Raw genomic sequence first — 18,312 nt, forward strand, 5'->3', positions numbered from 1 at the left:
GCCCGACCTCCAGGAGGAGGTCGGGCCCTCGTCGACATGCGGCCGAGGCCTAGTCGAGGTAGTCGCGCAGCACCTGGGAACGCGACGGGTGGCGCAGCTTCGACATGGTCTTGGACTCGATCTGACGGATCCGCTCGCGGGTCACGCCGTACACCTTGCCGATCTCGTCGAGGGTCTTCGGCTGACCGTCGGTGAGACCGAAGCGCATCGAGACGACGCCCGCCTCGCGCTCGGACAGGGTGTCGAGGACGGAGTGCAGCTGCTCCTGGAGGAGCGTGAAGCTGACCGCGTCGGCCGGGACGACGGCCTCGGAGTCCTCGATGAGGTCACCGAACTCGCTGTCGCCGTCCTCGCCCAGCGGGGTGTGCAGGGAGATGGGCTCACGGCCGTACTTCTGGACCTCGATGACCTTCTCGGGGGTCATGTCGAGTTCCTTGGCCAGCTCCTCCGGGGTGGGCTCACGGCCCAGGTCCTGGAGCATCTGGCGCTGGACGCGCGCGAGCTTGTTGATGACCTCGACCATGTGCACCGGGATACGGATGGTGCGGGCCTGGTCGGCCATGGCGCGGGTGATCGCCTGACGGATCCACCAGGTGGCGTACGTGGAGAACTTGTAGCCCTTGGTGTAGTCGAACTTCTCGACCGCGCGGATCAGACCGAGGTTGCCCTCCTGGATGAGGTCCAGGAAGAGCATGCCGCGACCGGTGTAGCGCTTGGCCAGGGAGACCACCAGACGGAGGTTGGCCTCCAGGAGGTGGTTCTTGGCGCGGCGGCCGTCCTCGGCGATGATCTCGAGCTCACGCTTGAGCTTGGGGGCGAGCTTGTCGGCGTTGGCGAGCTTGTCCTCGGCGAACAGACCGGCCTCGATGCGCTTGGCGAGCTCGACCTCCTGCTCGGCGTTGAGCAGCGGGACCTTGCCGATCTGCTTGAGGTAGTCCTTGACCGGGTCGGCGGTGGCACCGGCGGCGGCTACCTGCTGCGCGGGCGCGTCGTCCTCGTCCTCGTCGGACAGGACGAAGCCCTGGGCGCCGTCCTCGGCGGGCTCGTCCGCATTGGGCTTGCCGGGGGTCTCCTCGGCCGTCTCCTCGTCGACGAGCTCGCCGTCGTCCTTCTTGGCGCTCGTCTTCTTGGCCGCCGTCTTCTTGGCGACCGTCTTCTTGGCGACGGCCTTCTTCGCCGTCGTCTTCTTGGCTGCGGCGGGCTTGCCTGCGGAGGCGTCCTCGGCCGAATCGTCGGCGAGGGCAGCCGGAGCCGCGGTGGCGGTGGCCTTCTTGGCAGTCACCGTCTTGGCCGCCACGGTCTTGGTGGCGGTGCGCTTGGCCGGACTCTTCGCTGCGACGCTCTTTCGGGTGCGCTTGGGCTCCGCGGCACTGACCATCAGCGTCACACCCTCTTCCTCGAGGATCTGGTTGAGGCTGCGCAGTACGTTCTTCCACTGAGTGGCCGGAATCTGGTCAGCTTCGAAGGCCCGACGCACGTCATCGCCGGCGATCTGCCCCTCAGCCTTTCCCCGCTCGATGAGCGCCATGACAGAGACGGACTCGGCGATCTCCGGCGGGAGCGTACGGGATGTGCTGGCCGACACGAACAACCTCTCGGAACGTTGGAAAACGGCTTCCGGCCCTGTCCGCTGTGGACAGGAACCGACGACCGCCGACTGGGGATGGGCCGACGGCGCGGGCGGGGACCGGGAAGATGCACAGCGCCACAAACGGCGTCTGTATTCCTTCCTCGGCTATCACCTCTTAGGTCATCGCGCTGCCCCGAAGAGCGTTACGCCCAATCTGCGTGGCCCGAGTCACACCCCGCAAGTGCCCAAAAGATGACAGATCCTGTCAATCCAGGTTAGTTCATGATCCGCCGCCCGGTCGCACCGTCGGGACCTCACCTCATCCGGGAAGGATTCGGCGAGGTCCCGACGGGTGATGACCCTCGGGTCCGACGCCGCCACGGACGCGCACGCGCTCCGGACCGCGTCACCCGCGCCGCGCGATCAGTGCTCGCGCGGCGCGGGCACGACACGCTCCACCTCGGGGTGGACGGTGAGGAGCTGCCGCATGGCCGTCTCGGCCGCCGCGCCGTCGGCCGCCCCGAGGGCGTCGACGATGCGCGCGTGGTGACCCAGCGAGGCCTCGTTCGGCCGGTCACAGCCGGTGACCGGGCTGCCGGAGACATGGAGCGCCGCCGACACGATCCCCGAGAGGTGCTCCAGCATCCTGTTGCCCGCGAGCTGGATGAGCAGCGAATGGAACTCGGTGTCGGCCCGCGAGAAGGTCAGGGCGTCACCCTGCGACATGGCGTGGCCCATGATCTCGACCATGTCGCCGAGCCGCTGCTGGACCTCCTCGCGCCCGTGTCCGGCCGCGAGGCGCGCGGCGAGCGGCTCGATCGTCCAGCGGAGCTCGCTCAGCTCGCGCCGCTGGTCGTCCCGCTGCGGACCGAAGGCCCGCCATTCGATGATGTCCGGGTCGAGGAGGTTCCAGTCGCTGACGGGACGCACGCGCGTGCCGACGTTCGGGCGGGCACTGACCAGCCCCTTGGCCTCCAGGACGCGGAGCGACTCACGGACGACGGTCCGGGAGACCTCGAATCGCTGGCCGATCTCCTCGGGCACGAGCGGACGGTCCGCGCCGAGGTCTCCGGAGACGATCATCTGGCCGAGCTGCTGGACGAGCTGGCCGTGCAGTCCGCGTCCGCGACTGCCGGCGGCGCGCCGGCCGACGCGGCCGAGCTCCGGCTCGGCGCTGTCCCACACAGGGGGGCCGACACGGTCGGGACCGGACGCGTCGGCGTAGGGGTAACGGTCGAGTTCGCCCGGTCCGGCGAGGCCGGAGTCTGAGGAACGGGCGGCGGTCATCATGGTCTGCGCAAGGGTACTCACGGGTCTTTTGTCGGCGCCGGCTCCAACTGCCTTGAGGTCTTTGGTGAAAAGCACACGAAAGGGTGATCGCTCACACCGTCGCAATTGACGCCTTATCGGAAAGAAATGGGCGTTCTTCGGGGAGTTGTGTGCACAGGGGAAACGGAAGGGTACGGACGGTCGTCATCGGACCCGGCTCCGCAGGGTCGTGAGCAGATATGCGCAGAGCAGTGCGGTCAGCGACAACAGCAGTGCTCCGCCCACGGGTTGGGCGAGCACCCGCACGGCGGCCGCCAGGTAGCGCCCGCCGCCAAACGGCCACTGCATGAGGACCAGTTCGCGGAGCCGCTCCGGGAATCCGGCCGCCGACCGTACAGACGGCCCCTGGAAGGCTTTCTGTACGAGCGGTACGACGACGACCGGCACGGCGAGGACCGCCGCGAGCCCGGCGGCGGTGGACCGGAAGATGCCGGCCGCCAGCACGCCCGCCCACGCGCAGCCCACCACGAGCCCGAGCCAACTCGCGCTCAGCGAGAGCCAGTCCGACGGAACTCCGGCGAGCTCCCGTCCGTAGACGAGGTAGAGCACTTCGAGGTCGCATCCCACGGTGAGGAACGCCAGCGTCAGCGCGGTGGCGGAGGCGACGAGGAGCTTGGCGGTCAGCAGTCCCAGCCGTCGCGGGACGGTGCCGCGGTCCGCGGCCAGGGCGGGGTGGCGGAACTCCTCGCCGAAGGCGACGGCGCCCAGCAGCCCGGCGCCGAGCGCTGCGGGCGGGAGCGGGAGTTCCCGCGGCCACGCGGCCAGCAGGCGCGGCTGCGGTGTGTGACCGATTCTGGCCAGCAGGACGGACAGGAGGGCCGAGGTGACGAGAACGGCGGCCGCCGTGAAGTAGCCGGTACCGACACCGGCCGCTCTGCGCAGTTCGTAGCGCAGGGGGCGCAACGGGCTTCGGGCATGGCGTACGGCGATGGGGGGCGGAAGGGCGGACGCGTCATCCGCAGCCGGGGTCTCGGCGGGGCGCGGCTCGTCGCTGGAGCGCGGCTCGTCGGCGGGCTGCTCGCCCTCCTTCGACGGCGACGCTGCTGGCGCGGGCCCCATGTCCCCTGTCTCGTCGGCGAGTTGGTGTACGAGGATGCCGTGCCGGAAGGCCGTCTCGCCGACGTCGGCGCAGGTGCTGCCGTACACCGAAAGCCGGTTGCCCTCCTCGCGCACGACTTCCACCGAGCGCCGTGCCGTTCGGGCTTCCTTGGTCAGGAGGGAGCCGAGCCGGGCGGCGTGCGGGCTGCGGACGGCGACCCGCGGCCGGAGCCGGGTGCGGGCGAACTCGGCGGCCTCCTGGTCGGCGACGAGGCGTCCCTGCTCCAGTGTGACGACCCGGTCGGCGGTCCGTGCGGCCTCCTTGGGGTCGTCCGTGGTGAACAGCACCGTGCCGCCCTGGTTCGCGTGGGCGCGCAGCATCCCGTGCAGCCATCGGCCTTCTCTGACGGACAGTCCGTCCGCGGGGGCGTCGAGCACGAGGGTGTGGGGGTCGGGCAGAAGCGCGCAGGCCAGTCCGAGCCGGCGGTCCATGCCGCGGGAGAGCGTGCCCAGGCTCGCGTCCCGCAGGCTGACGAGCCCGACCACTTCGAGGACTTCGTCGGAGCGGCGCGCAGGTACCCCGGCGGCGGCGCACAGCATGCGGAGCTGGCCGCGGACCGTGCGTGCCGGATGGCCCGGCACCTCGCCCAGGAGTACGCCGACCTCGCGGGAGGGATGGGCGATCCGGTGCAGCGACCTGCCCCGGAAGTAGGTGATTCCGCGGCCCTGCTGGAGTTCGAGCATGAGTCTCAGTGCCGTCGTCTTGCCCGCGCCCGGGGCTCCGACGAGCGCTGTGACGTGGCCCGCGTGCGCCTCGAAGGACACGTCGTCGACGGCGGGCGGACGCGCCTTGCGGGTGTTGCTGGTCAGTCCGATGGCCTGGATCACCCAAAGCAAGATAGCGCGACATTTCGGATTTTCCGGGCGCCATGCGGCTCGCCCCCGAAGGGCCTCACAGGTCCGGCGAGGGCGCCGAGGTCCCGGCACCCTGAACCGTGTTCGCGGCCTTCCTCAGACCTCGGGGCGCAGCATCGGCGGGTTGAGCAGCGTGGCGCCGCCCGCGCGGAACAACTGGGCGGGGCGGCCGCCCTGGCGCGTGGTCGTGCCCCCGGTGGGCACGAGGAAGCCCGGCGTACCGGTCACCTTGCGGTGGAAGTTGCGCGGGTCGAGCACCACGCCCCACACGGCCTCGTAGACACGGCGCAGCTCGCCGACGGTGAACTCCGTCGGGCAGAAGGCGGTCGCCAGCGACGAATACTCGATCTTGGACCGGGCGCGCTCCACACCGTCCGAGAGGATTTGCGCGTGATCGAAGGCGAGGGGCGCCGCCTGTTCCCCGTCACGCCCGTATCCGCCCTGTTGCAGCAGTTCCTCGACCGGCGCCCAGCGCGCGCTGTTCGCGTCTCCGCCCGCGCGGGGAGCGGGCAGGTCGGGGGCGAGGGCGAGGTGCGCGACGCTCACCACCCGCATCCGGGGGTCGCGCTTGGGGTCACCGTAGGTCGCGAGCTGCTCGAGGTGTGCGCCGTTGTCCTGCGCGGGCACCGAGGGGTCGTGGGCGCACAGTCCCGTCTCCTCGACCAGCTCGCGCGCCGCGGCCTGCGCCAGGTCCTCGTCGGTCCGTACGAATCCGCCGGGCAGCGCCCATCGCCCCTGGAACGGCTGCTCGCCCCGCCGTACCGCCAGCGCGCACAGGGCGTGGCGGCGCACGGTCAGCACGACCAGGTCCACGGTCACGGCGAAGGGCGGAAAGGCTGACGGGTCGTAGGGCATGCCGCGATCATAGTCGTCTTCCTGACGATAAACACCTCCTTCGGGAGCCCGGTCCCAGGTTGATCAACTTCCCGTCCCGTACGGCGCCCAGCGCCCAGGATCCGGTCGATGACGCGTCCCGCGGCGTCACACCCCCAACTGCAGTCCCTCGCCCGCTTCCTCGACCATGGCGAGCCCGAGCCTGCTGACGCGCACGGAGAAGGAGGCCCCCGAGATCCGCAGGCCCGTCAGCGCGATCTCTCCCAGGGGCGCGGCCCGGAACGGGCGCAGGGTCACCGTGCCCGCGGGCGCATCGGGGCGGATCCCGGCCAGGGAGCAGAGCAGCAGCACCCCTGCGGCGGCCGACGTGGCGGCGGGCCGGGAGGCGGCCGGATGAGGAACCGGCGTGCTCCCCCGCGTGCGCTGCTCCCCCGCGTACATCTCGGGCAGTCTGCCGCCGAAGGACTCGGCCGCCGCCAGTACGCCACGCAGGAGAGCGCCGGCCTCCTTCTCGTGGCCCGCGGCGGCGAGCCCCGTGACGGCGACGGCCGTCTCGTGGACCCGCACCGCCCCGCTGCGATGACCGAACGGGTTGTACGCCGCCTCCTTCGCCCCGAGGCTGCGCAACCCCCAGCCCGAGTCCATGGCCGGACCTCCGAGCAGCCGCGCGAGCTGTTCGGTCCGCACCTTGTCGAGCAGACCGGGGGCGTGCTCACCCGCGCCCGACAGACCTGTGTCAAGGAGATGGGCGGCGCCCGAACCGAGCTGGGGCACGGGGCGCCCGTCCTTGGTGCGAGCGGCGGCAGGCCGGCCACCGGCCTGGTCCTCGACCCAGAAGTCGTCGCGGAACGCCCCTCGCATCGCCCGGGCCCACTGCCGCAGCCCCGTGCCGCCGGTCCGTCCGTGCTCGTCGAGCAGATCGGCACCGAGCAGCGCAGCGCGATGCGCGTGTGCCTGCGTCTCGCAGCGGAAGGGTCCGCCCGGCTGCGGATCGGGCAGGTACGTGCCGTCGCCGATCGTGGTCCGCAGCCACTCCAGGCACCGCTCCGCCGCGGGCAGCAACTCCTGCACCTCCCGCTCGGCCATCCCCCAGCGCCAGGCCTCGGCGAGAAGCACCGGGAAGAGCAGGGTGGCCTCGGTCGCCGTGCAGCCGGGCGGCAGGTGCGGCCCGCTGTCCCGGAGCGGTCCCGGGATCAGTCCGGCATGCGGTCCCGGACCGGCGACCTGGGTCCGGGCGAGGGTGCGCAGCGTGCCCGCGGCGAGACGAGTGCCCAGCGGCAGGGTCATCCGGGCCGCGGCCAGTGCCTCGGCCGGCGCCAGCCCGCAGCGCCAGGGCGCTCCCGCCGCGAGGTGGGTGTCGGCCGGGTGCCGGGGGTCGCGCAGCAGCAGGGCTCGAAGGTCGTCGACGCAGGTGCTCAGGAGCGCTTCGGCTCCGGACTCGTCGCTCACCACCCGGGCTTCGGCGAACGGACTTGCCGCGCCGCGGCCCACCGCGCCGACCGGCCCCTGGCCGTCCGGTCTGACACGCAGTTCCACCGTGAGCGTGCCCCCCGGTGGCAGTTCGACCTCCCAGCGCAGCAGTCCCGCCGAAGCCAGGGCGTCTGTGGGCGGCGGATCGGCGGAGACGGTCACATGGCCCGTGGGGCATGACCAGCGCAGACCGGCGCCGTGGACGCTGGCGGGCAGCTCGGCGCCTGCCCGGCCCGAGGCGACGTCGCCCAGTTCCGCGAGGTCCGTCCCGAGGGCGACCTCGACGGGCACGCGCAGGACGCGAAGAGCCGAGCTGCGCAGGGTGATCGTTTCGACGCCGTCCGCCTGGCGGGTTCTTTCGACGATCACGTCCGGGTCCGGGCCGGTGTCGGGGCAGGCGCGCAGCGTACCCACGAAGCGGACGCGGTCGGCCGCGAGCATCCGGGCCTGCATCGCCAGCGGCTCCCGGCCCGCGACCCGTACCAGGCAACGGGACAGAGTCCGTCGGCCCGCCATGTAGAAGCCCTCGAGGCCACGACCGGTGAGCTGTCCTTCCTCCGTCGAGATGACCAGCCCGGGAAGGGCGGCACAGATCAGCGTGGTGTGGGCCGGTGGCAGGTCCGCCGGCCGGCCCGGTACGGGGAGGGGCATCCGGGGAGCGCCGGGGCCGCGCCCTGCCGGGAGGAACGGCTCACCGGCGTCACGGCCCGGTCGCGAGGCCGCCGGAGCGCCCCCGCGTCCGGCGGCCTGTGCGGGTTCGGGCCCGGACGGACGACCGCCGTCGGGCGCCGAGGACGGATGGGGCATGGACATGGGATGGCTTCCTCCGCGCTCGATGCGCCTGGAGTGCGCTGGGCTCCGGGTGGGGGCTCCGCGGGGTCGGGGGCGTTGCGGCGGCGCAATCCGGCCACGGATTCCGCCACTCAGGTGAACGGGCCAGCCCGGTCCCGGGTCACGCGTATGACCAGGAAGCCGACCGAATGGCGGTGCTGTCGGCCACCGGTCGCACCGGCACTGGCACCGGTCGGATGGTCGCCGACCGCGCGGGTGGTGCCCCGGCTCGTCGGGAGACGCACCGTCCGGCAACGGCAGGATCGGGCGGCGGGCCACCCTCGGGGCGCCGGGAATCCCGATCCGCCCCGACCGAGAAGGCCAGCCGGACCCAGCCCGAGAAAGTCGGCCACTCCTCGGCAGAGAAGGCCGGGCTGTCTCCGGCCGACAAGGCCGGGCTGTCTCCGGTAGAGAAGGCTGGCCCGTCCGTGTCCCGGCCCTCTCCCGCCGTGCTACGCCCCGGTCGCTCACGCGTCCTCCCCGGCACCATGCCGCTCGCTGTTCTCCCGCCCTCCCCGCCGGCCGTCCGCCCGGTCCGCCGCTCGCCGTGACCGGTCTCCGGCCTGTGAGACATCGCCCGTCGGGCGGCCCCCCTGGGGGTTCGAGGTCCCCGGGCCACGCCGGCTCGGTCGGCTGCCGCCGATCGCCGCTGACCGAGGCCTGCAGCGGCGCGATGCGGCGGGCGTCGAGGGTGAGGTGGCCGACCTCATCTGCGGGGTGGCCGTCGAGGGTGAGGGAGTCGGCCTCCGGGGCGCGTCGGCCAGCGCGGGGGAACCGGGCGACGTCTGGCCGACGACCGGCATCGGCGTGCCGGAGTCGACCGGGCGTTCCGAGTCGGTCGGTTGTTCCGTATCGACCCACCCCTCGGTATCGACCGCCCTCTCCGCCTCGGTCGACCGTTCCGCCTCCGTCAGGTCGCTGTTCGTGCGCTCCGCGCGCAGACAGCGGCGGACGGATTCCGGATCCAGGCCCTCATTGCAGGCCTGGTGGAGCAGGCGGGCGAACAGGTACTCGGGATCGGCGCCGAGTGCCATGGCGAGCGCCTCTCGCGCCTCCAGCTCGTCGCCCATGGACCAGGCGACCCAACCAGCGAGGGTGAGGGGTGCCGCGGCGTGCTCGCGGTAGGGGCCGACACAGCGACGGGCCAGTGCCCGCCACAGGCGCAGCGCCGGGGCGGCCTCGTCGCCCTCCATCCACTCGGCGGCGCGGTCGCGGGTCGTGCGGTCCTGGAGGCCGAGAATCAATGTGGCGGCCTCGTCGTTCTCCAGGAGTCCGTCGTCGCGCAGGTCCGACGGGCGCGTACCCGACACGGGGAAGGCCGCGGCGAATCGGTCCCTGATCCGCCGGGCCATGGCGAGGGTTTCCTCGGCCACCTCGGTTCGGCTGTCGTCCATGAGGATCCTCGGTACGAGGGCGATGCTGGCCGTGTCGAGCGCGACCTCCTGCCCCAGCGCGGCGGTGGACTCCCAGGGATGGAACCTGGCTGTCAGCTCCTTCAGTGATCCGCGCACCTGAAGGCCCGCGTATGTCGCGGCGGCGGCGAGGACGGACGTGCCCGGCAGCCCCATCGACGTGCCTTCCGGCGGACAGCATCCCTGCCCCGGGCAGGTGTAGGTCCAGAAGCGTCCGTCGGAGATGCAGAGTGCCTCGATCACCGGCACGTCGAGACGTCCGCAGGCCGTCCGCAGTAGCTGTGCGAGCGGGCGCAGACGTTCCATGACGTCCCGGCCCGATTCACCGCGCCCGGGTTCCTGGCACAGGTACGCCACCATGCTCCCGGGGCGGGTACCTCGGCGCTCGCTCCCCCTCACCAGTCCCTGTGCGAGTTGGTCGGAGGCGGCCGGCCAGTCCTCCGCGTGGGCCGGAATGCCGAGGCGGGCCCGGCCTCCGAACCGGCCCCGTCGCTCCCGGTCGTGCAGGGCGACCAGCACGATGCTGTCGTCGGGGCGGTATCCGAGGAGATAGGGCAGCGCGTCGGCCAGCTCCGCCGGGGTGCGGAGCGTCACCTGATGCTCTCCACCCGGCAGGCCCATGCCGTCCGCGTGATGACGGTCGCGGACATGCTCCGCGTCGCCGCCGTGGCGCAGTTCGCCGGGAATGGCCGTGCCGCCGTGGACCACCGGGCCGACCTGACGAATCGCCCGGGACCGGCCCCCGTACCCGGGCCAACCGGCCGGACCGTCCCGACGGTCGCCTGACCGGCCACCCGCGCCGTCCAACCCGTCGCGGGAGCGACCGTCCAGACAGTCCGTCCCTCCGACGGAGAGGCCGTCCAGACCCTCCAGCCCGTCGCAGGAGTGGCCGTCCAGACCCTCCGACCCGTCGCCGGACCGGCCGTCCGGATCACTCCACGCTTCGCCGCCGTGGCCGCCGTCGCCGCGGCCGCCCGGCCCGCTCCGGTCACCCTGGCCGCCTTCGCCGCCTTCACCACCTGATCGGTCGCGCCCGGGGTTCCAGCCGCATCCGCCGACCGCGCTGATGTTCTTGTCGCCGGACGTGCCGGTCGATTCGTCGTGATTCGTCATGCGGTGACCATCCCGCGGATCGCGAGATTCCGGTTTAACCTGTGGATAACCGTCACCATGATCACGACAGAAGTTGTCCACAGCTCGACGTCTCGTTCGCGCATTGTCGGACCCATCCGGTTGCATGGAGCCATGACCAACGCAGACCCGCGACCCACAGCCCCCGACAACGCTCACGACACCTCCCGCGAAGAACTCCGGGCAACGGCCGACGCCGTCCTGGCCCGCCTGGTCGGCGCGCCGACGGGCGAGGCGCGGCTGCGCGGGGACCAGTGGCGCGCCATCGAGGCGCTGGTGGCCGACAAGCGCAGAGCGCTGGTCGTGCAGCGCACCGGCTGGGGTAAGTCCGCGGTGTACTTCGTCGCGACCGCGCTGCTGCGCGAGATGGGCGCAGGGCCCACGGTGATCGTCTCGCCGCTTCTCGCGCTGATGCGCAACCAGGTGGAGGCGGCGGCCCGCGCCGGAATCCGCGCGCGGACGATCAACTCCTCCAACACGGAGGAGTGGGAGACCATTCAGGCCGAGGTGGCGTCGAGCGAGGTCGACGTCCTCCTCGTGAGTCCGGAACGACTGAACAATCCCGACTTCCGCGACCAGGTACTGCCGAAGCTGGCAGCGGCCACCGGACTGCTGGTGGTGGACGAGGCGCACTGCATCTCCGACTGGGGCCACGATTTCCGGCCGGACTACCGCCGCCTGCGCACCATGCTCGCCGACCTCCCGCCCGACACCCCGGTGTTGGCCACCACCGCGACGGCCAACGCGCGCGTGACGGCCGATGTCGCCGAGCAGCTCGGCACCGGCGTGAGCACCGACGCACTGGTGCTGCGCGGCCCCCTGGATCGGGAGAGCCTGAGCCTCGCTGTGCTGCGGCTGCCGGACGCCGCACACCGGATGGCCTGGCTCGCCGAGCATCTGAACGACCTGCCGGGCTCGGGAATCATCTACACGCTGACCGTGGCCGCGGCCGAGGAGGTCACCGCGTTCCTGCGCCAGAGCGGGTACACCGTGGCCTCGTACACCGGGAAGACGGAGAACGCCGATCGCCAGCAGGCCGAGGAGGACCTGCTCGCCAATCGCGTCAAGGCACTGGTCGCCACGTCGGCGCTGGGCATGGGCTTCGACAAACCCGACCTCGGCTTCGTGGTGCACCTGGGGTCGCCCTCCTCCCCGATCGCCTACTACCAGCAGGTGGGACGCGCGGGTCGCGGGGTGGAGCACGCCGAGGTGCTGCTTCTGCCGGGGAAGGAGGACCAGGCGATCTGGGAATACTTCGCCTCGATCGCCTTCCCCCCGGAGGAGCAGGTGCGGCGCACCCTGGACGTCCTGGCCCGGGCCGAGCGTCCGCTCTCCCTGCCCGCGCTGGAACCGCTGGTCGAGCTGCGCAGATCCCGCCTGGAGACCATGCTCAAGGTGCTCGACGTGGACGGGGCCGTGCACCGGGTCAAGGGCGGCTGGATCTCCACCGGCATGCCCTGGACGTACGACACCGAGCGCTACGCCTGGGTCGCCAAGCAGCGGGCGACGGAGCAGCAGGCGATGCGCGACTACGTGTCGACGACCGGCTGCCGCATGGAGTTCCTCCGGCGGCAGCTCGACGACGAGGGCGCCGCGCCCTGCGGGCGATGCGACAACTGCGCCGGCGGGCGGTTCCAGGAGTCCGTGTCCGCGGCCGCGCTGGACGCGGCGAACGGCGAGCTGGACCGCGCGGGCGTCGAGGTCGAGCCCCGGAAGATGTGGCCGACCGGGCTGGCGGCGGTCGGCGTCGATCTGAAGGGCCGCATCCCGGTCGGCGAACAGGCCGCTCCGGGGCGTGCCCTGGGACGGCTCTCGGACATCGGCTGGGGCAACCGGCTGCGGCCGATGCTCGCCCCGCAGGCCCCGGACGGGCCTGTTCCGGACGACGTGGCCCAGGCCGTGGTCGGTGTCCTGGCCGACTGGGCGAAGGGCCCTGGTGGCTGGGCCTCTGGGCAGCCCGACGCGACGCCTCGCCCGGTCGGCGTGGTGACCATCGCCTCGCGCTCGCGGCCGCAACTGATCAACTCGCTCGGCGCGCGGATCGCGGAGATCGGCCGGCTGCCGCTGCTGGGATCCGTGGAGTACGTCGGCGAGGCGGCCCAGATCTCCCGCAGCAACAGCGCGCAGCGGCTCAAGGCGCTGGACGGGGCCCTGACCGTGCCGCCGCGGCTGGCCGACGTCCTGAGAGAAACGGAGGGTCCGGTACTGCTGGTGGACGATGCCACGGACACGGGCTGGACGCTGGCGGTGGCATCGCGGATGCTTCGCAGAGCGGGTGCCCAGGCAGTGTTGCCGCTGGTCCTCGCTGTACAGGCGTGACTCGCGTGTCGCCATTCGAAACACCGGGCAGGTATATAGGACGCTAATCGCCCGAAAACGGTCGGTGTCCCCAATTGCTCGTTGCCGCAACCCAGTTCGACAGGAAGAATTGAGCTCCGCTCCCCGCACGGTTTGCCCGTGGTCCGGTAGGGCTCTGCTGCGGCGTGCCATCCCCCAAGTCCGACCCCGCCCGCTGTTCGGGCACGTAGCCGAAGGGAGGACCGTGACCTTCGGATTCGCTCCGTCCTCGGCGGCAACCATGTCTCCCGACCTGTCCGCCGCTTCCACCAACCCACTGACCCGCATGCTGGAACCCGCCGAATGGGCCTCGGCCGGAATTCCGCTTCTGCGCGATCCCCGTGAGGTCGTGAGCGGCCTTCACGCCCGGCACCGGCCCAGACCGACGACCGCGGTCGTCGCGGTGCTCGACCAGGACGAACGGCTGATGGCGAGCGCCTCCTTCACCCGGCGTTCGGCACCTGCGGACGGCTGGATGTTCCGCAACGCGCTGCTTGCACAGCTTCGCCGGGTCATCCCGCACGACCTGCGGCGCCGCACTCCCGCGCGCACGGCCGTCCTGCTGTACTGCCGGGACGGCGACGCGCGCTGGACGGAGGAGGACGGGGCCTGGATGTGGGGACTGCGCGATGCCTGCACGCTCCACGGGCTGCGGTGCGGTGCGTACATCACACTGACACGTGACGGCTGGCAGGTCCTCGGCGAGGGCCGCGGCGGACGGCGCCCCAATTCGGAGTCGGCGCCGGAGTTCTACCTGGGTGAGGTGCTGCCGCCCCTGCCCCGCACGGGGGGCGTCGCCTCCGAGGTGATGCGCCGGGCGGCCGCCCGCTGAGAGACCGGTCCGTCACGATCGGTGGCCCGTCCCTCCGGGGGAAGGCGGGCCACGCACGGCCGGCCGGGGCGAACCGCAGGGCCGTACCGCTCGCGCACCGGTGCGGCGTAGAGCGCGGCCCGATCCGGAGCGCGCCCATGTTCGGCGACCGATAGGCATACGCCGATGCACCTGCCCTGCCGTCGGCAGGGCGCGGCCCAGACCGAGCGGTGCGGTGCACGCAGGGTGACCGCGCCATGCCGGGCGAAGGATCCGAGCAGGCGCGGGCGCTGAACCGGTAAGACGCACGTGCGGAGCGGTCGGACTCCGTGCTGCGACATCAGCCGGGAGCCGAACAGGTCCACGGGTGCGGGGCGGACTCGACGCGTGCGGGTACGCCGAAGGGACCGCCGTGCAGGTGCCGCCGCGGCGGCACCCTCAGCGTCCCGCCGGGCGCGTTCCGGACCGGGTCCGGAACGCGCTCAGACGCCGGCGGCCAGGACCGAGTTGATCTGCTCCGGGTCGCCGCAGACGATCAGCAGGGCACCGGCCCGGCCGAGGGCCAGGGGCAGGGCGGTCGCGGCGACCTCGCCGGAACCACCGTTGACCGCGACCACGACCACGGGACGGGAAGCGGCGCGGCGCGCGGCAGCGGCGTCGACGTAGAAGACGTCGTCGCCGGCGTCGTGCTGCGCCCAGTAGGCGGCCTCACCGAAGGAGAGTTCGTGCACGGCCCACGGGTGCGGATCGCCGGTGGTGATCACCAGCACCTCACCGGGGGCGCGGCCCGACTCCAGCAGCAGGTCGAGGGCTTCTTCCGCGGCGTCCAGCGCACCGTCGGCCGAGGCCGGGACGAGCTGGATCTGCGGGGTGCCGGCCGCTGGTGCGGCCGGCTTGACGGACGGCCCCGGTGCGGCCACGACCGGCTCGCGCGGGGTGCGTTGGGCCGGCATCGGCCGGACAGGACCCGGACGGCCGGGACGCGGCGGGGCCGCGGGACGGGGACCGGGTACGGGGCGAGGGGTCGGCGCGGTTCGGCCACTGGCCGGAGTGACGCGGGGACCCTGGGCACTCTCGTGAATCTGAGGCTCCTCGGGAAGGAGAGGCATGAGCTGATATCTATCAAACGCCGGTGCGAATCGCCCCGGCGGGTGGCACATGAGTGCGAACGGAGTCGTCAGAAATCGAAGCCAAGCTGGCCTTCGATCTCCGGAACGCTTCCGTCCGTCGAACTGCGGGCCTTCTTGAGGTGCCGCCACTGGGGCAGCGCATCAAGATACGCCCACGACAGCCGGTGGTACGGGGTGGGGCCCCGCTCCTCCAGCGCGGCTTTGTGGACCGGCGACGGGTACCCGGCGTTGGCCGCAAAGCCGAAGTCTGCATGGTCGATGCCCAGTTCGGCCATCATTTTGTCGCGCTGCACTTTGGCGATCACCGAGGCCGCCGCGACGGCGACGCAGGACTGGTCGCCCTTGATCACCGTACGGACCTTCCAGGGAGCCCCGAGATAGTCGTGCTTCCCGTCGAGGATGACCGCGTCGGGGCGGACCGGCAAGGCATCCAGGGCACGCACGGCCGCGAGGCGCAGCGCCGCCGTCATACCGAGTCGGTCGATCTCGTCCGGGGAGGCGTGCCCGAGGGCGTACGCCGTCACCCATTTCTCCAACTCCACGGCGAGCGCGGTCCGGCGCTTGACGGTCAGGAGCTTGGAGTCGGTGAGCCCTTCGGGCGGGCGGCGCAGTCCTGTGACGGCGGCGCAGACGGTGACGGGGCCCGCCCAGGCACCGCGCCCCACCTCGTCGACACCGGCAATGACCTTCGCTCCGGTCGTGGCGCGGAGGGAGCGCTCGACGGTATGAGTGGGGGGTTCGTACGGCATGGCGTCCTCAGACTACGCCGCCCGGAGCCCCCCGCGACACCCAGGTCCCCGGGCCGCCGGAAAGCCCTCCCCGGCACCGGCGGAGCCGACCCGCACACGCCGTCGGAGCACACCCGCGCACGCCGGCCAGCTCAGCCCTACGCTGCGGGCCCGCCGGCCTGCACGAACAGGTCGGACGACCCCGCGCACGCCGGTCGGCCGACAAGATCAGGCCGGTCCGATGACCCTCACAGCCGGATCAGCCCACCCGTACACACAGCAGCGGGACCATCATCTGGTCGATCATCTCCTGGAGATCCAGCTCGCTCCATTCGCTCGCGCACACCTTGGCGCGGTACATCATCATGGCCGGGACGGCGTCGAAGACGTACGAGTTCGCGGCCTCGGGACGCACCTCACCCCGTTCGATACCCCGCTGAACGACCTCACGGAGCAGACGCAGCGTGGGTTCGACGACCCTGCCACGGATGACCAGATTGAAGCGCTCCGCCTGCCTCACATCGCATTCGTGAAGCACTGAGCGAAGTGCGATTCCCGGCGGCGAGAACATCGCCTCGCGCACCCGCCGGCACACCTGCAGCAAATCCTCCCGGACGCTGCCGAGGTCGGGAGCTCGCGTCAGGTCCGGCAGTCCGGCCTGGAGGGCGTCCGCGACCAGGTCCGCCTTCGAGGGCCACCGGCGGTAGACCGCGGCCTTGCCGGTCTGCGCGCCTGCGGCCACCCCCTCCATGGTGAGGCCGTTCCAGCCGACCGCGCCGAGCTGTTCCAGGGCGGCTTCCAGGATCGCGCGCTCGAGCACGGCGCCGCGACGGCGCGAGGGGGGCGCCTGAGCGGGGGCGGCCGTCCAACGCGAAGTAACCATCAGAGTGTCTCCGTCGTACAGGGGAGCGGTATTCAGGGAGGTTCGGGCTTTCGGGCGGGGGTGCGCGTGACCGGATCGTCCGCGTCGGGCAGCGACTTCAGTGAACGCTTGCGTTCACTGACGGGGAGTCACTACCGTTGACGCGCAAGTGAACGCACGCGTTCACTAACTCACTTGTGGGGGAAGCATAGTGACAACCTCTCAGTTGATTAAGGACGGCAAGCCAGGTGCGGCACGCCGGGAGGGACATCCCGGCATAGCGCTCACCGTCATCGCGGCCTGCCAACTCATGGTGGTACTCGACGCGACGATTGTGAACATCGCACTCCCGCACATTCAAGACGCACTCGACTTCAGCACGACAGACCTGACATGGGTGGTCAGTTCGTACACCCTCACCTTCGGTGGCCTGCTGCTTCTCGGCGCACGGGCCGGTGACATCCTCGGCCGGCGCCGGGTCTTCATGACCGGCATCCTGCTGTTCACATTCGCCTCACTGCTCGGAGGACTCGCCCAGGAGCCCTGGCAGTTGCTGGCGGCGCGGGCCCTGCAGGGCGTGGGTGGCGCGATCGCTTCCCCCACATCGCTGGCCCTGATCACGACGACCTTCCCCGAAGGCCCGGAGCGGAACCGGGCGTTCGCCGTCTTCGCGACGGTCTCGGCCGGTGGCGGCGCCATCGGTCTGCTCGCCGGAGGGATGCTCACGGAGTGGCTCGACTGGCGATGGGTCCTCTTCGTCAACGTGCCCATCGGCATCCTGATCGCCGTTCTCGCGCCGATGTACATCAACGAGTCCCAGCGCCACCCGGGACGCTTCGACATCGCGGGCGCGCTCACCTCGACGGCGGGCATGGCCTCCCTGGTCTACGGCTTCATCCGTGCGGCGGAGAACGGCTGGCGGGACAGTCTCACGATCGGGTCGTTCGGCGCGGCCGCGGTGCTGTTGCTGGCCTTCGGGATCATCGAGACGCGGGCGAAGGAACCCATCACCCCGTTGAGGATGTTCGCCGACCGGAACCGTTCGGGCACCTATCTGATCATGCTGAGCCTCGCCGCCGCGATGTTCGGCATGTTCTTCTACATCGTGCTCTTCGTGCAGAACGTGCTGGGGTACACGCCGATCTCGGCCGGTGTGGCCTTCCTGCCGGTGACGGTCGCGATCGCGGTCGGCGCGGGTCTTTCGCAGCGCTTCCTGCCGGTGCTCGGCCCCAAGCCGTTCATGGTCACCGGCTCGTCGCTCGTCGCCCTCGGGCTCGGCTGGCTGACCTTCATCAGCCCCGACGACTCGTACGCCGGTGGAGTTCTCGGACCGATGCTGCTGTTCGGCTTCGGCATGGGCCTGAACTTCGTGACGCTGACGGTGACCGCCGTCTCCGGCGTCGCCCAGCACGAGGCGGGTGCGGCCTCCGGTCTGCTCAACGTCACGCAGCAGGTGGGCGGTTCGCTCGGCCTCTCCATCCTCACCACGGTCTTCGGCTCGGCCAGCCGCGACGAGGCGCAGAAGCAGATGCCGAAGTTCCTGGCGGACGGCTCGGCCGAGCAGAAGGCGGCGTTCGCCAAGACCCACCAACTGCCTGCCCCCTGGGGCCATGATGTGCTCGCCCACGGCATCTCGACCGCCTTCGTGCCGGCGGTGGGCATGGCCGTGCTCGCCCTGACCACCGCCACACTGGTGATCAGGGTCCGCAAGAGCGACATGGAGGCTCTCGCCGGTACGGCGGAACCGGCGGCGGGCTGAGAGCGCGCTCGCCGGTACGGCGGGAGACTCGCCGTCGGCTCAGGGCACTCTCGCCGGTACGACAGGAGAGCCCGCGCCGAACTGAGCGCAGAACCGTGGAGGGCCGGGTCGTGGTCCGGGTCGTGGAGACCCCGGCGCGACCACGGTCCGGCCGT

12 protein-coding genes are annotated in these 18,312 nt (G+C 71.6%); 3 read left to right on the top strand and 9 right to left on the bottom strand.

What is annotated here, in order from left to right; translation table 11 throughout:
* Window positions 1–49: 49 nt before the first annotated feature.
* The 6 genes from ACWEBX_RS03840 to ACWEBX_RS03865 form a co-directional block, all read right to left on the bottom strand.
* Window positions 50–1,585 carry an RNA polymerase sigma factor gene (locus tag ACWEBX_RS03840; protein ID WP_451883297.1) on the bottom strand — a complete coding sequence of 512 codons (1,536 nt, stop codon included), beginning with the start codon at window positions 1,583–1,585 and terminating at the stop codon, window positions 50–52.
* 408 nt (window positions 1,586–1,993) lie between these two features.
* The gene (locus ACWEBX_RS03845; protein ID WP_451883298.1) at window positions 1,994–2,881 is read right to left on the bottom strand and encodes a FadR/GntR family transcriptional regulator; all 888 of its coding nucleotides are present in this window, start codon (window positions 2,879–2,881) and stop codon (window positions 1,994–1,996) included.
* A gap of 162 nt (window positions 2,882–3,043) precedes the next feature.
* Window positions 3,044–4,825 (bottom strand): ABC transporter ATP-binding protein, encoded by a 1,782-nt coding sequence (locus ACWEBX_RS03850; RefSeq protein WP_451883299.1) that lies wholly within the window; start codon window positions 4,823–4,825, stop codon window positions 3,044–3,046.
* A 123-nt stretch (window positions 4,826–4,948) separates the two neighbouring features.
* Window positions 4,949–5,707 carry an NUDIX hydrolase gene (locus ACWEBX_RS03855; protein ID WP_326785084.1) on the bottom strand — a complete coding sequence of 253 codons (759 nt, stop codon included), beginning with the start codon at window positions 5,705–5,707 and terminating at the stop codon, window positions 4,949–4,951.
* Window positions 5,708–5,833: 126 nt separating this feature from the next.
* Window positions 5,834–7,807 (bottom strand): glycogen debranching N-terminal domain-containing protein, encoded by a 1,974-nt coding sequence (locus tag ACWEBX_RS03860; RefSeq protein WP_451883351.1) that lies wholly within the window; start codon window positions 7,805–7,807, stop codon window positions 5,834–5,836.
* A gap of 647 nt (window positions 7,808–8,454) precedes the next feature.
* Window positions 8,455–10,512 (bottom strand): DUF4192 family protein, encoded by a 2,058-nt coding sequence (locus ACWEBX_RS03865; RefSeq protein WP_451883300.1) that lies wholly within the window; start codon window positions 10,510–10,512, stop codon window positions 8,455–8,457.
* A 132-nt stretch (window positions 10,513–10,644) separates the two neighbouring features.
* Between ACWEBX_RS03865 and ACWEBX_RS03870 the strand changes: the two genes are divergently transcribed.
* Both ACWEBX_RS03870 and ACWEBX_RS03875 read left to right on the top strand, forming a co-directional pair.
* A complete protein-coding gene (locus ACWEBX_RS03870) occupies window positions 10,645–12,849 on the top strand; it encodes a RecQ family ATP-dependent DNA helicase (protein ID WP_451883301.1) in 2,205 nt (734 codons plus the stop codon).
* Between the two features lie 223 nt (window positions 12,850–13,072).
* Window positions 13,073–13,699 carry a hypothetical protein gene (locus ACWEBX_RS03875; protein WP_451883302.1) on the top strand — a complete coding sequence of 209 codons (627 nt, stop codon included), beginning with the start codon at window positions 13,073–13,075 and terminating at the stop codon, window positions 13,697–13,699.
* A gap of 461 nt (window positions 13,700–14,160) precedes the next feature.
* Here ACWEBX_RS03875 and ACWEBX_RS03880 read toward each other — a convergent pair whose 3' ends face one another.
* From ACWEBX_RS03880 to ACWEBX_RS03890, 3 genes are all read right to left on the bottom strand, one after another.
* Window positions 14,161–14,787 (bottom strand): hypothetical protein, encoded by a 627-nt coding sequence (locus tag ACWEBX_RS03880; RefSeq protein ID WP_451883303.1) that lies wholly within the window; start codon window positions 14,785–14,787, stop codon window positions 14,161–14,163.
* Between the two features lie 68 nt (window positions 14,788–14,855).
* Window positions 14,856–15,557 (bottom strand): ribonuclease HII, encoded by a 702-nt coding sequence (locus ACWEBX_RS03885; protein WP_389841119.1) that lies wholly within the window; start codon window positions 15,555–15,557, stop codon window positions 14,856–14,858.
* A 238-nt stretch (window positions 15,558–15,795) separates the two neighbouring features.
* Window positions 15,796–16,419: a TetR/AcrR family transcriptional regulator gene (locus tag ACWEBX_RS03890; RefSeq protein WP_451883304.1), complete on the bottom strand. Its 624-nt coding sequence runs from the start codon at window positions 16,417–16,419 to the stop codon at window positions 15,796–15,798.
* Between the two features lie 190 nt (window positions 16,420–16,609).
* Here ACWEBX_RS03890 and ACWEBX_RS03895 point away from each other — a divergent pair, with 190 nt between their 5' ends.
* Window positions 16,610–18,157, top strand: coding sequence for an MFS transporter (locus ACWEBX_RS03895; RefSeq protein ID WP_451883305.1), 1,548 nt, complete (start codon window positions 16,610–16,612; stop codon window positions 18,155–18,157).
* Window positions 18,158–18,312 lie beyond the last annotated feature (155 nt).

This window comes from Streptomyces sp. NPDC005070 (genome assembly GCF_053600395.1).

What these genes read in the sequence shown, in the direction of transcription:
- ACWEBX_RS03855 (WP_326785084.1), bottom strand. Translation starts at nt 5,707, where the DNA reads ATGCCCTACGACCCGTCAGCCTTTCCGCCCTTCGCCGTGACCGTGGAC.
- ACWEBX_RS03885 (WP_389841119.1), bottom strand. Translation starts at nt 15,557, where the DNA reads ATGCCGTACGAACCCCCCACTCATACCGTCGAGCGCTCCCTCCGCGCC.
- ACWEBX_RS03865 (WP_451883300.1), bottom strand. Translation starts at nt 10,512, where the DNA reads ATGACGAATCACGACGAATCGACCGGCACGTCCGGCGACAAGAACATC.
- ACWEBX_RS03890 (WP_451883304.1), bottom strand. Translation starts at nt 16,419, where the DNA reads ATGGTTACTTCGCGTTGGACGGCCGCCCCCGCTCAGGCGCCCCCCTCG.
- ACWEBX_RS03860 (WP_451883351.1), bottom strand. Translation starts at nt 7,807, where the DNA reads ATGCCCCTCCCCGTACCGGGCCGGCCGGCGGACCTGCCACCGGCCCAC.
- ACWEBX_RS03870 (WP_451883301.1), top strand. Translation starts at nt 10,645, where the DNA reads ATGACCAACGCAGACCCGCGACCCACAGCCCCCGACAACGCTCACGAC.
- ACWEBX_RS03880 (WP_451883303.1), bottom strand. Translation starts at nt 14,787, where the DNA reads ATGCCTCTCCTTCCCGAGGAGCCTCAGATTCACGAGAGTGCCCAGGGT.